Annotated in this window: 13 protein-coding genes; 6 read left to right on the plus strand and 7 right to left on the minus strand. The window is 60.2% G+C overall.

Annotation, left to right across the window (positions count from 1 at the left end; genetic code table 11):
• The first annotated feature begins 119 nt into the window (after positions 1–119).
• Positions 120–482, plus strand: coding sequence for a DUF2784 domain-containing protein (locus BLW01_RS09085; protein WP_092569196.1), 363 nt, complete (start codon positions 120–122; stop codon positions 480–482).
• On the opposite strand, the gene BLW01_RS09090 is transcribed toward BLW01_RS09085, so the two are convergent.
• The 5 genes from BLW01_RS09090 to def all read right to left on the minus strand — a co-directional run bounded on the left by BLW01_RS09090 (position 479) and on the right by def (position 6,424).
• Positions 479–1,927 carry a TrkH family potassium uptake protein gene (locus BLW01_RS09090; protein WP_092569197.1) on the minus strand — a complete coding sequence of 483 codons (1,449 nt, stop codon included), beginning with the start codon at positions 1,925–1,927 and terminating at the stop codon, positions 479–481. The two genes, BLW01_RS09085 and BLW01_RS09090, sit on opposite strands and share 4 nt — an antisense overlap.
• Before the next feature lie 28 nt (positions 1,928–1,955).
• Positions 1,956–3,350 (minus strand): Trk system potassium transporter TrkA, encoded by a 1,395-nt coding sequence (gene trkA / locus BLW01_RS09095; protein WP_268244651.1) that lies wholly within the window; start codon positions 3,348–3,350, stop codon positions 1,956–1,958.
• Between the two features lie 148 nt (positions 3,351–3,498).
• Positions 3,499–4,830, minus strand: coding sequence for a 16S rRNA (cytosine(967)-C(5))-methyltransferase RsmB (rsmB, locus tag BLW01_RS09100; RefSeq protein ID WP_092569199.1), 1,332 nt, complete (start codon positions 4,828–4,830; stop codon positions 3,499–3,501).
• The gene (gene fmt / locus BLW01_RS09105; protein WP_092569200.1) at positions 4,827–5,813 is read right to left on the minus strand and encodes a methionyl-tRNA formyltransferase; all 987 of its coding nucleotides are present in this window, start codon (positions 5,811–5,813) and stop codon (positions 4,827–4,829) included. Before fmt ends, rsmB begins: the two co-directional genes overlap by 4 nt.
• A gap of 98 nt (positions 5,814–5,911) precedes the next feature.
• A complete protein-coding gene (gene def, locus BLW01_RS09110) occupies positions 5,912–6,424 on the minus strand; it encodes a peptide deformylase (protein WP_092569201.1) in 513 nt (170 codons plus the stop codon).
• 133 nt (positions 6,425–6,557) lie between these two features.
• Here def and dprA point away from each other — a divergent pair, with 133 nt between their 5' ends.
• From dprA to aroE, 4 genes are read left to right on the plus strand one after another with little or no spacing between them, the layout of a single operon-like run.
• On the plus strand, positions 6,558–7,658 hold the full coding sequence (gene dprA / locus BLW01_RS09115) for a DNA-processing protein DprA (protein WP_092569202.1): 1,101 nt from the start codon (positions 6,558–6,560) through the stop codon (positions 7,656–7,658).
• 56 nt (positions 7,659–7,714) lie between these two features.
• Positions 7,715–8,272: an L-threonylcarbamoyladenylate synthase type 1 TsaC gene (gene tsaC / locus BLW01_RS09120; protein ID WP_092569203.1), complete on the plus strand. Its 558-nt coding sequence runs from the start codon at positions 7,715–7,717 to the stop codon at positions 8,270–8,272.
• A gap of 36 nt (positions 8,273–8,308) precedes the next feature.
• Positions 8,309–9,229 carry an oxygen-dependent coproporphyrinogen oxidase gene (gene hemF, locus BLW01_RS09125; RefSeq protein WP_092569204.1) on the plus strand — a complete coding sequence of 307 codons (921 nt, stop codon included), beginning with the start codon at positions 8,309–8,311 and terminating at the stop codon, positions 9,227–9,229.
• 9 nt (positions 9,230–9,238) lie between these two features.
• Complete coding sequence (aroE, locus tag BLW01_RS09130; protein WP_092569205.1) at positions 9,239–10,063, plus strand: shikimate dehydrogenase; 825 nt, start codon at positions 9,239–9,241, stop codon at positions 10,061–10,063.
• Between the two features lie 35 nt (positions 10,064–10,098).
• On the opposite strand, the gene BLW01_RS09135 is transcribed toward aroE, so the two are convergent.
• The gene (locus BLW01_RS09135) at positions 10,099–10,356 is read right to left on the minus strand and encodes a hypothetical protein (RefSeq protein ID WP_092569206.1); all 258 of its coding nucleotides are present in this window, start codon (positions 10,354–10,356) and stop codon (positions 10,099–10,101) included.
• A 7-nt stretch (positions 10,357–10,363) separates the two neighbouring features.
• Positions 10,364–11,164 (minus strand): M48 family metallopeptidase, encoded by an 801-nt coding sequence (locus tag BLW01_RS09140; RefSeq protein ID WP_092569207.1) that lies wholly within the window; start codon positions 11,162–11,164, stop codon positions 10,364–10,366.
• A gap of 114 nt (positions 11,165–11,278) precedes the next feature.
• On the opposite strand from BLW01_RS09140, the gene BLW01_RS09145 reads away from it, so the two are divergent.
• Positions 11,279–12,145 carry an ATP-binding protein gene (locus tag BLW01_RS09145; protein ID WP_092569208.1) on the plus strand — a complete coding sequence of 289 codons (867 nt, stop codon included), beginning with the start codon at positions 11,279–11,281 and terminating at the stop codon, positions 12,143–12,145.
• The last annotated feature ends 3 nt before the right edge of the window (positions 12,146–12,148 follow it).

The following is a 12,148-nucleotide window of genomic DNA, read 5'->3' on the forward strand; positions in this document are numbered from 1 at the left end:
CCAAACCTCAATGGTCATTCCCCTTCTGGGGCCCCAGGGCTCGATAGGGTCGGGCTAACGATGTCCCGAACTAACAGACTATCCTGAAAGGGCGCTCGCCGATCATGGAGTCGGGTTGGATGCTCTATCGTATTGCTGCTGACGCTCTGCTGATCATTCACATGGCTTTCATCGTGTTTGTCGTCATCGGGGGCGTCATCACGCTGTTTCGGCCCAGGGTGGCGTGGGTGCATGTACCGGCAGCCGTCTGGGGCGCGACGGTCGAACTTGGCAGGTTCTATTGCCCATTGACACCCTGGGAGATTCGGCTGCGTCAGTTGGGGGGCGAGGCCGGTTACAGCGGTAGCTTTATCGAGCACTACTTGCTCCCGATTCTCTATCCACCGGGGCTCACTCCGACGATCCAGATATGGCTGGGGATCGCTGTGCTGGCGATCAATCTGCCGGTCTATGCCTGGCTACTATGGCGATACTGGCATTAGCGGCGCCAGAAGGCTGGTGTAAACAGTACCAGGACCGTGAAAATCTCCAGGCGGCCGAGCAGCATCGCCAACACCAGGATCCATTTGGCCATGTCGGGTATGTCACCATAGTTGGCAGTCACGTCGCCAAGCCCGGGGCCTAGATTGTTCAGAGCGGAGGCAACGGCCGACCAGGCCGTGACTTGATCGAGACCAGTCGCCATGACGCCGACCAGCATCAGGAAGAACAGAAGGACATAGGCAGAGAAAAACCCCCAGACGGCCTGGGCAATGCCGTCGGGCACGCTGACCTTGCCGATCTTGACCGAAATCACGGCGTTGGGGTGAATCAGTCGCAGGACCTCACGCAAGCCTTGTTTGAGGATCAAGATGATGCGTATCACCTTGATGCCACCGCCCGTCGATCCCGAACAGCCACCGACGAATGCTGCCACGAAGAGCAGGAAAGGCAGTGCACCGGGCCAGACCGAGAAGTCGTCGACACCAAAGCCTGCTGTCGTGGCGACCGAGACCGCCTGAAACAAGCCGTGACGCAGTGCCCGTGCCCCGTCATAAACGTCGGTCAACCATAGGGTCACGATGGCGATCAACGCCAACCCCAGGAGAAAAAGCAGCAAGAAACGCGATTCCGGATCAATGAAGTAATGACGCAACTGCTTTTCACGCCATGCAGCGAAATGCAGGCTGAAGCTCATTGCCGAGGCAATCATGAAACCGACACAGATCAGTTCGATGGTGGCACTATCGAAATGGCCTATGCTGTCGTCATACGTCGAGAAGCCACCGATCGCCACCGTGGAGAAGCTGTGTCCCACAGCATCGAACCAGTCCATGCCGGCCGCCCAGTAGGCCAGGAAACAGACAAGGGTCAATGAGGCATAGATGTACCATAATGCCTTGGCCGTTTCGGTGATCCGAGGGGTGAGCTTGGAGTCCTTGAGGGGACCGGGGATTTCTGTACGGTACAGTGCCATGCCACCGACACCCAATGTCGGCAAGATCGCAACAGCGAGGACGACGATCCCCATTCCGCCCAGCCACTGCAATTGCTGCCGATAGTAACGTACCGCTTCAGGTAGGAAATCGATACCGGTGATGACCGTAGCGCCAGTGGTGGTCAGTCCGGAGAATGACTCGAATATTGCGTCGGTCGGTGACAGTGCATAGGAGCCATCGAGCATCAAGGGGAGCGAGCCGAACAGCCCCAGTACCGTCCAGAACAACGCAGCAATCAAAAAACCATCACGGGTGCGCAATTCCTTGCGGGCATGCCGGTTCGGCCAAAAGAGTATTGCGCCGGTGGCGAGGGTGATGGCCAGGGCAAAGGCGAAGGCCCCCCATACGCCGTCGCGGAAAAGCAACGAGATCAGAATCGGCGGTACCTGGGTCAGGCTGAAGAGCATCAACAACAGCCCCAGGATACGCAGGATCATGCGCAGACTCATGGTGCGAAGTGTCCTGAAATACCCGGCATCAGAAAAATGTCAGCCCAACCTGGAAGAGACGTTCGACATCGCGGATCCTGCGTTTGTCGACGACGAAAAGGATGACATGGTCGCCGGACTCGACGACGACGTCGTCATGGGCGATGAGCACTTCCTTGCCTCTGACAATGGCCCCTATGGTCGTGCCGCTGGGCAGGTCGATTTCGTCGATGGCACGCCCCACCACCTTCGATGAACGTGAATCCCCATGAGCAATGGCTTCGATCGCCTCGGCGGCTCCTCGACGCAGCGAGTGGACGTTGACGATATCGCCACGACGTACGTGAGTCAGCAGGCTGCCGATCGTGGCCTGTTGGGGGGAAATGGCGATATCGATCTCGCCTCCCTGCACCAGATCGACATAGGCGGCGTTGTTGATCAGCGTCAGCACTTTCTTGGCACCCAGCCGTTTGGCCAGCATCGACGACATGATGTTCACTTCATCATCGTTGGTCAGGGCACAGAAAATGTCGCAGTCCTCGATGTTCTCTTCCAGCAGCAGGCGCTTGCTGGTCGCGCTGCCATGTAGCACGACGGTGCGGTCCAGACGCTCGGACAAGGCGGTACACCGCTCGATGTTGTGCTCGATTATCTTGACCTGATGACTGTGCTCGAGGTTCTCGGCCAGCCGTTCGCCGATGTTGCCGCCGCCGGCGATCAGAATGCGTCGGAAATCGCGATCGAGTCGACGCAGCTCGCTCATCACGGCGCGGATATCACGCCGGGCGGCAATGAAAAAGACCTCGTCATCCGCCTCGATGATGGTGTCGCCGCGCGGAATGATCGGACGATTGCGTCGATAAATAGCCGCAACGCGCGTATCGACATTGGGCATGTGGCGACGCAGGAACCCGAGTTCCTGGCCGACCAGGGGACCGCCATAATAAGCCTTGACAGCGACCAACTGGGCCTGCCCGCTGGCGAACTCCAGGACCTGCAGAGCGCCGGGGTACTCGATCAAGCGGCGTATATGGTCGGTCACGACCTGTTCGGGGCTGATGAGGACGTCAATGGGAACGGCATCATGGGCGAACAGGCCTTTACGAGTCAGATAGGCCGTGGCGCGTACACGAGCAATCTTGGTCGGTGTACGGAACAGTGTATGGGCGACCTGGCAGCCAATCATGTTGACTTCGTCGGAATTGGTGACGGCAATCAACATGTCCGCATCTTCGCCACCTGCCTGTCGCAACACCATGGGGTAAGAGGCCGGACCTGTCACGGTACGAATGTCGAGCCGATTGTGCAGTTCGCGCAAACGTTCGCTGTTGGTATCAACAACCGTTATGTCGTTCTCTTCATGTGCCAGGTGCTCGGCCAAGGTCCCGCCGACCTGGCCGGCACCGAGAATGATGATCTTCATTGAGGCTGTATCCGCAAACAGGTGTTCCTCGGCCTCCAGAGCAGGGCCGGTAAGCGCTCGCTAGCATAAACCACTGACGACCACGATGACAGGGGGACCCGGGCTCGTGCGTTAACCGAACGTGAGGGCATACCGATTGGCGCCAGGTGCATAAGATGAACCTGCCTGGTCAAGCAGGCTGTTGCTTGACGAGTCGGGCATAAAAGAAACCGTCATGTCCGCTTTCTTTGGGCAGCAATTGACGCCCCGGGCCTGTCGGCTTGCCCCAACCCACATCATCGGGGGGGGAGGCTCTGGCATCCGGGGTCCGTTCGAGAAATGCCTGGATCTGCTCGCTGTTCTCTTCGGGGAGCACTGAACAGGTGGCGTAAAGGAGTGTGCCCCCCGGATTCAGGGTCTGCCACAGCGTGTCCAGCAATCGAGACTGTAGCGATACCAGTTGACGGATATCGTCCGGTCGTCGGGCGCGCTTGATATCCGGATGGCGACGGATGACGCCGCTGCCGGAGCAGGGCGCGTCAAGCAAGACGGTATCGAACGGGGTCTGATCCCACCACGTAAGTTCGGTCGCATCGGCTGTCACGAGTTGCGCACTCAGCGAGAGTCTCTCCAGCGTTGATTCGACGCGGGCCAAACGTGCGGGAGCATTGTCCAGTGCCGTCATGTCGATATCGAACGCTTCCAGCAAGTGAGCCGTCTTGCCGCCTGGCGCGGCACAGGCATCAAGTACGCGAGCGCCGGGTCGTGGTGCCAGCGCAGGCCCAAGCAATACGGCCGCCAACTGGGCCGATTCATCCTGTACGCTGACATGCCCCTCGGCAAAACCGGGGAGCTCATGTACGTTGCAAGGCGTGTCCAGGGTGACGCCGTCAGGGGCATGCTCGCATAACCGGGATTCCAGTCCGGCATCGAGTAGACGCGCGCGATATTCCTCGCGATCACCGTGACGTCGATTGACACGAAGCGTCATGGGGCCGGGATGATTGTTGGCCATGGCGATGTCACGCCAGTCATCGGGCCAGGCCTGTCGTAGCGTTTTCAGCCACCAGACAGGATGTAGCAGGGCCACGGCCGGGTCACGGTCGACACGGGCCTGGAGTTGAACGGATTCCCGTTGCAGACGACGTAGGCAGCCATTGATGACCCGGGTCGCCCAGGGTTTGTCGAGTATACGCGCGGCGCCTGCGGTTTCCCCCACGGCGGCATGGGCAGGCACCCGCATGTAGAGTAATTGATAGATGCCGAGTAATAGCAGCGCCTGAATATCGTTGTCACGTGACTTGAAGGGACTGCGTAGCAGCTCGTTGGCCAGGGCCTCGAGACGAGGCAGGGTGCGGCAGACGCCAAAACAGAGCTCACGCAGCAGTCCGCGATCTCGTGAAGGGATTTCAGCGTCATCGAGCGAGGCGAGGGAACCTTGTCCGGAGATCACGGGAGCCAGCGTTCTGGCCGCAGTGGCACGAACGGTCTGTCCGTTGCCATTCGGTGCGTCGCGTGTCATTCACTGCCCTCCTGATGGTTGCCCAGACGCATGCCGGGGATGAAGCGATCACCAAAGGCATTGCGCAGATCGCGGATGGCCAGTGGTTTCCCACCGGGAAGTTGGGCTCGCATGATATGTAAGGTATCACTGCCGTCCGCCCCGCAACTGACGCACAGACTATCGGTTGGAGATGTCAACAGCGTCCCCGGTGGTCCGCTGGTGTCGGGGGAACGTTGTTCTCCCGGCGTGGCGAACCAGATACGTAGCCGCTCCTCGCCCAACTGGGTCCAGGCAACGGGCCAGGGATTGAAGGCTCGTATCCTCGCAGACAGGCGGCGCGCTGGCAGCGTGAAGTCGAGCTCCCCCTCGGCCTTGGAGAGTTTGGTTGCATAGGTCGCCTCTTCCTCCTGCTGGGAGGTGGCCTCCAGTCCTGGCTCGATCAGGGCATCCAGGGCATCGACGATGGCATTGCCGCCCAGCGTGGCGAGGCGGTCATGGAGGTCGCCGCCGGTGGTCGTATCCGTGATGGGAGTCTGGCGCTTGAGCAGCATGTCGCCGGTATCGAGTCCCGCACTCATCTGCATGATGGTCACGCCCGATATCGTATCGCCCGCTTCGATCGCCCGTTGAATCGGCGCTGCGCCACGCCAGCGTGGCAGCAATGAGGCATGCACATTGAGACAGCCATGGCGAGGAATCGACAACACCGCCGACGGTAGAATCAATCCATAGGCGGCGACCACCATGACATCGGCATGCAGGGCGGTTATCTGGGACTGTGCATCCGCGGTTTTGAGTGATTCGGGCTGGTGAACCGGCAGGTCATGTTGTAGCGCCAGTTTCTTGACCGGACTGGGGGTCAGCCTGCGACCCCGGCCGGCCGGTCGGTCGGGCTGGGTATAGACGGCCACGATGTGATGCTGACTGCCCAATAGTGCGGAAAGGCTTGCGGCAGCGAAATCGGGCGTACCGGCGAAAATCACGCGCAATGGATGTGACATGAAAAGGTTCCGTGGTGGCTCGACTCGGGATGCATGCGGGTCATGCGATGGTGCGTCCATCACGGGACCGGGCTAACCGGTCCCGAGCGAGCGGAAGGTCAGGCGTCCTGCATCTGTCTGTGACGTTTCTGCATTTTTTTCTTGATGCGTTCGCGCTTGAGCGGAGACAGGTAATCGACGAACAGAATGCCTTCGAGATGGTCGTATTCGTGCTGTATGCAGTGTGCCAACAGCCCCTCGGCTTCCAGTTCGTAGGGTTGACCGTCCCGGTCGAGGGCCTTGAGATGGACTCGCAGGGCCCGGGGGATCTCGGCGTAGTAGTCCGGAATGGACAGACAGCCTTCCTGTAGCGGCTCGCGCTCCTCCCCGATCGGTGTGTATTCGGGGTTGATCAATACCAGCGGTTGGGCGCGAGTCTCGCTGACATCCATGACCACGACTCGACGGTGCACGTCGATCTGGGTCGCGGCCAGCCCGATGCCTTGCGCGTCATACATGGTCTCAAGCATATCGTCGACCAGTTGGCGGACATCATCGTCGACGGTTTCGACCGGCGCCGCTTTCTTGCGCAGACGTTCATCCGGGTATTCGAGGATGGGTAACTTGGCCATGACGTTGCTATCACCGTTGTTCAGATGTGATGGATTCTGATGACTAGTGTAGTGGCAGCCAAGGAACAACGGAACCGGCGACACAATATTGATAGACTTGTCGCTTCTTCCATCATGCCAAAAGGAGAAGGCAATGACGGCCAAGGAGTGGCTGATTGTGGCCATGCTGCCCGGTCTCGGGGCACGCGGCCTTTCTGACCTGATGATGCACCGGCCCGACTGGCCGGCGGGGTGGCTGGCCTGTCTCAAAGAGCCGGCACGATCGGCGTTGCGGCTATGGCTCGACCATCCCGAGAAAAGCTCGTTGCAGTCTCGTGTTGACGCGCTGGAGACGTGGCTGGCAGGGGATGTCCGGCGTCACTTGCTGCATCCTGAGCATCCTGACTGGCCGACACTGCTGAACCAGATCCCGGACCCGCCGGCCGTGCTCTGGGCGTATGGGGATCTGGCGGCACTGGCGCCTCCCTGTCTGGCCATGGTAGGAACGCGTCGCCCCACGCGGGAAGGTTTGGGCAATGCGGCGGGTTTCTCGCGGGAACTGGCTGATCGGGGTTGGTGTATCGTGAGTGGCATGGCGTTGGGTATCGATGGTCAGGCCCAGCGCGCGGCCCTGGACAGTGGTGGGCGTACGGTGGCCGTGCTGGGGTGTGGTGTCGATGTCGTCTATCCGCCCCGTCATGCCGATCTGCATCAACGGTTGATCGATGAAGGCGGGTTGCTGCTATCGGAGCACCCCCCAGGCACTCGCTCACGTCCAGCCTATTTCCCGCGTCGCAACCGGATCGTGACAGGACTGTCACTGGGCGTTCTGGTAGTGGAAGCAGCGGACAGGAGCGGTTCGCTAGTCAGTGCAAGGTTGGCCACCGAACAGAATCGCGACGTGTTCGCGATTCCGGGATCCATCCACAACCCCCAGGCCTCCGGCTGTCTGACACTGATCCGCGATGGTGCCGTGCTGGTGACCCGGGTCGACGATATCCTGGCAGAATTGGGACACTGGGCCCAGTCGTGGATGCCAGGGCAGCAGGAGCAGGCGGCGACTGACACCGTCGAGGACACCGATCCGTTGCTGGCCTGGCTCAGTGACACCCCGACACCGCTTGATGCCCTGGTCAACCTGACCGGCAACGATGTATCGAGTTGTCAGTTGCGCTTGCTGGAGTTGGAACTTGAGGGGCGGGTCTGTCAGGCGTCAGGTGGCTGGATTCGCCTGCCGCGTTCGGCCGGCAAATGATAATATGGTGTCTTGTCACATGAAGATACTGGATACGTACCGGGGAAGTTCATCGCATGAGTACTGCTGTCACCATCGACGCCGCTGTCTCCGCCCTGCATTCCGGCCAGCTGATTGCTTACCCGACCGAGGCAGTGTGGGGACTCGGTTGCGACCCCGACAACGATCGTGCACTGACTGCGTTATTGCGTCTCAAGCAGCGCGATCCGGCCAAGGGCTTGATTCTCGTCGCGGCTGATATTGCGCAATTGGCTCCCTGGTTGGAGGGCTTGCCGGCCGAGTATCATGCTCCCCTGGTGTCGAGTTGGCCGGGGCCGAATACCTGGCTCGTACCGGATAACGGCCGTTCACACGCCCTGGTCAGGGGGTGTCATCGTAGCGTTGCCTTACGGGTCAGCGATCATCCGCTGGTGGCACGACTGTGCATGGCTTATGGCGGACCGATTGTCTCGACATCGGCCAACCATGCCGGAGACGCGCCGGCACTGACGGCCGGGCAAGTGCGTGAGCGGTTTGGTGCTGAGGTGGCGGCCGTTGTCGAGGGTCCGCTGGGTGGCTATGACCATCCCAGCACCATTCGCGATCTGGTCAGCGGACATATCGTCCGGGCATGAGTCGTTTCGGTTGATCATTGTATTCTGGAGGTCCGTTTGTCCCGCGCCTTTCTCGATGTCGTCAAGGAATATCTGCTCTCGCTTCAGGAGCGCCTCTGCCAGTCTCTGGGAGAGGCGGATGGCACTGCATTCCGTGAAGATAGCTGGACGCGGCCCGAGGGCGGTGGAGGGCGTTCGCGAATACTCGAGAACGGGGCGCTGTTCGAGAAAGGGGGGGTCAACTTCTCGCATGTCCATGGTGCCACTCTGCCGGAGTCCGCGAGTGCCAGACGTCCCGAACTGGCGGGGCGGAGCTTTCACGCCCTGGGCGTTTCCTGGGTTCTGCATCCATACAATCCGCATGTACCCACCAGTCATGGCAATGTGCGCTTCTTCATTGCCGAAAAAGACGGGGAGACGCCGGTGTGGTGGTTCGGGGGGGGCTATGATTTGACTCCCTTCTATCCAGTTCACGAGGACGTGATCCACTGGCATCAGGTGGCACGCGATGCATGCGCCCCTTTCGGGGAGGATGTCTATCCACGCTTCAAGGCGTGGTGTGATGACTATTTTTATCTCAAGCATCGCGATGAAACGCGGGGTGTCGGCGGCTTGTTCTTCGATGATCTCAACGAGTGGGGCTTCGAGCGTTGCTTTGCCTTTCAGCGGGCGGTGGGCGACAGTTTTCTGGAGGCGTATCTGCCCATTGTTAAGCGCCGGCGCGACCTGCCGTATGGGGAACGTGAACGCGCCTTTCAATGCTATCGTCGTGGCCGTTACGTCGAATTCAACCTGGTATGGGACCGCGGCACACTGTTTGGGCTGCAAAGTGGCGGGCGTACCGAATCGATCCTGATGTCGATGCCGCCGGAGGCTCACTGGCACTATGACTGGCACCCCGAACCCGGTAGTCCGGAGGAGATGCTATATCGAGAGTATCTGCACCCACGTGACTGGTTGGGTGAACAGCAAGAGTAAGGAGGTGTGATGACGGAACGTTATTGTGTCTTTGGCCATCCCGTCGGCCATTCCCGTTCGCCCTCGATCCATTCAGCGTTTGCAGCCCAGCACGGCGCGACGATCGATTACACGGCCATCGAAGCACCGCTGGATGATTTCGCCGGCGCGTGGCAGGCCTTTACGAATACGGGAGGCGTGGGTGCCAATGTCACCGTCCCGTTCAAGGAGGAGGCCTTCCGGTTGGCGGATACGCTCAGTGAACGAGCGAAGCGGGCCGGGGCGGTGAATACGTTGTCGTTGACGTCGGCCGGCACCACGCAGGGGGATACCACCGATGGCGTCGGTTTGGTTCGTGATCTCGAGCACCATGGTGTCGCGCTGAAGGACAGCCATGTATTGATCCTGGGAGCGGGCGGCGCGGTACGTGGCGTATTGGAACCCATCCTCGCAACGGGGCCTGCGAGTGTGTTGATTGCCAATCGAACGGCCATGAAAGCCAGGGCATTGGCGGCTGATTTCCAGGATATGGGGAGCGTGGAAGGGGGCGGTTTCGACACGGTGAGCGGCGCATACGACCTGGTGATCAATGGTACCAGCGCCAGTTTGGCGGGAGACTTGCCCCCGCTGCCTGATAGCTTGTTCGCCTCCAATGGGACGGCTTACGACATGATGTACGGCGCCGAGCCGACGGTATTTCTCCAATGGGCGCGCGAGCGCAGTGCCCGGACTCTCGACGGCCTGGGAATGCTGGTCGAGCAGGCGGCGGAGTCCTACTACCTGTGGCGCGGGAAACACCCTGACACACGCGCCGTGCTCGAGGCTCTGAGAGCCGATGTCGTGGCTGGACAGTGACGTGACCGTGACATGTCATCGGGCGCTCTGACAGCTCAGCGTCGCCGTCGGTTAAGCCCTGCCATGCACATGACCAGGCCCACGACCGAAAGCAGCATCCCCCCATTGACGAGCCATGGCGAGCGTTCCAGCCAGGAAATGTAAGGCTGTGGCTCCTCCCGACATTCGCCGTCGATATAGTTCCAGTAGCCGCCTTCCAGAGTACAGGCCCGGACATCATTGAGCTCCCAGAAATAGAGCCCCATCAACACCAGTACCGGAACGATCAGCAGCAACACGCCCAAACGCAGCATGCTGGCCTCAACCCGGGCGCTGGCAGTCGGGAGACCGGCCAGCCTGTCGTGCCTGTTCATAACGCTGCATGGCATCGTCCATGTGGCTTTCAAGGCCACTGATGCGCTGGCCATGGCTCGGGTGGGTGGACATCCAGGCCGGCGGCTGGCCACCTCCGGCGTCGCTCATGTTGTTCCAGAGATCGATGCTGGCGCGAGGATCGAAGCCGGCATCAGCGGTCAACTCCAAGCCAAGCGTATCGGCTTCACTCTCGTGGCGGCGCGAGAAGGGAAGCAGGATGCCATATTGCGCGCCTACCCCCAGCAGGGCAGCCATCTGCTCGCCACTCGCCCCTTCCAGGCCGGCGGCTGATTGAATCACGGACAGTCCAACTTGGGTTGCCGATTGCGTGGAGGCCCGTTCATTGGCGTGCTGGGCGCGCACGTGAGCGATTTCGTGGCCGATCACGGCGGCGAGCTGGTCCTGGTTATCGGTGATATCCAGCAGTCCGGTATGCACACCGATGTAGCCTCCCGGCAAGGCGAACGCGTTGGCGGATTCATCCTCGAAAACACGCACCTGCCAGTCGTTGCTCTGGCCGTTGGGCAGTTCGGCAACCAGGGCGTCGGCGATACACTGGACATAGCGAGCCTGCTCGCCTTCAACCACGGTCTTTTCTTCCTGGTACTGGGCAAATGTCTTTGCCCCCATCTCGCTGAGCTGCTCTTCCGAGTAAAGGGTGAACTGCTGTCGACCGCCTGGCGAGGCTGCACAAGCGGTCAGAGCGAGACACAGAGCGCCAACGGTGAAGCGGGATATCCAACGCATTCCATTATCCTCATTGTGGCAGCCTTTGCCGCCGCTGGACTAAAGGGACCGATTCGCCACAAGATACCCCGATGCCATCTGAGGTCAACCGTCACGATAACGAAGGAGATATTGATGAATGCAGAGCTGGAAGCGCGCCTGACTCGATTGCTCGACCGTGTCGATAGTTATTTACCACCTGCCGTCACGCGTCCTGACTGGGAACGTGATATCGCCGCCCTCTGGCAGAGTCATCCCCTCGGGGGCCAATTGGTGCCTGTGGAGGTTCGTGACAGCGTCACGCTCGATGATCTGATTGGCGTCGAACGTCAGAAAGAATCCCTGGTCGCCAATACCCGTGCATTCCTCCATGGTCTGCCGTCGAATCACGCGTTACTGTGGGGATCACGTGGCAGTGGTAAATCGTCCATGGTGCGCGCCCTGTTGAACTCCCTGGCCAGTGAGAGTCTCAGGCTGATCCAGGTGGACCGTCATGATCTGTCGGGGTTGCCGGTACTGGTACAACGGCTGCGCGACGCGCCTTATCGATTCATCGTTTATTGTGACGACTTGTCGTTCGAAGGCAGTGATGATGCCTACAAGGCATTGAAGAGCGTGCTCGATGGGACCCTGACCGGTCCGCCGGACAATGTCTTGCTGTATGCCACGTCCAACCGGCGTCATCTGTTGCCGGAATCGTTGAGCGACAACGAGGCGACACAACTGGTCGGTGACGAACTGCATCATGGTGACGCCGTGGAAGAAAAAATCTCGCTGTCCGATCGCTTTGGACTGTGGTTGGCGTTTCATCCCTTCAACCAGGATACATACCTCGATACTTGCCGGCACTGGATCAAGGAGCTGGGCGGTGGCACGGAATGGAGCGATGGGGCCAAGGAAGAAGCCATTCGCTTCGCGACATTGCGTGGAGGTCGCAGCGGACGTGCCGCCTGGCAGTTTGCCTGCCAATGGGTCGGGCAGCGACGGTTGGCAATGCAGTAATCG

Source organism: Aidingimonas halophila, assembly GCF_900106955.1.
GTDB classification, from domain to species: Bacteria; Pseudomonadota; Gammaproteobacteria; order Pseudomonadales; family Halomonadaceae; genus Aidingimonas; species Aidingimonas halophila.

Bases quoted from the DNA above. Each gene is read 5' to 3' on its own strand.
- BLW01_RS09085 (WP_092569196.1), top strand. From the start codon at position 120: ATGCTCTATCGTATTGCTGCTGACGCTCTGCTGATCATTCACATGGCT.
- BLW01_RS09090 (WP_092569197.1), bottom strand. From the start codon at position 1,927: ATGAGTCTGCGCATGATCCTGCGTATCCTGGGGCTGTTGTTGATGCTC.
- rsmB (WP_092569199.1), bottom strand. From the start codon at position 4,830: ATGACACGCGACGCACCGAATGGCAACGGACAGACCGTTCGTGCCACT.
- fmt (WP_092569200.1), bottom strand. From the start codon at position 5,813: ATGTCACATCCATTGCGCGTGATTTTCGCCGGTACGCCCGATTTCGCT.
- def (WP_092569201.1), bottom strand. From the start codon at position 6,424: ATGGCCAAGTTACCCATCCTCGAATACCCGGATGAACGTCTGCGCAAG.
- dprA (WP_092569202.1), top strand. From the start codon at position 6,558: ATGACGGCCAAGGAGTGGCTGATTGTGGCCATGCTGCCCGGTCTCGGG.
- tsaC (WP_092569203.1), top strand. From the start codon at position 7,715: ATGAGTACTGCTGTCACCATCGACGCCGCTGTCTCCGCCCTGCATTCC.
- aroE (WP_092569205.1), top strand. From the start codon at position 9,239: ATGACGGAACGTTATTGTGTCTTTGGCCATCCCGTCGGCCATTCCCGT.
- BLW01_RS09135 (WP_092569206.1), bottom strand. From the start codon at position 10,356: ATGCTGCGTTTGGGCGTGTTGCTGCTGATCGTTCCGGTACTGGTGTTG.
- BLW01_RS09140 (WP_092569207.1), bottom strand. From the start codon at position 11,164: ATGCGTTGGATATCCCGCTTCACCGTTGGCGCTCTGTGTCTCGCTCTG.
- BLW01_RS09145 (WP_092569208.1), top strand. From the start codon at position 11,279: ATGAATGCAGAGCTGGAAGCGCGCCTGACTCGATTGCTCGACCGTGTC.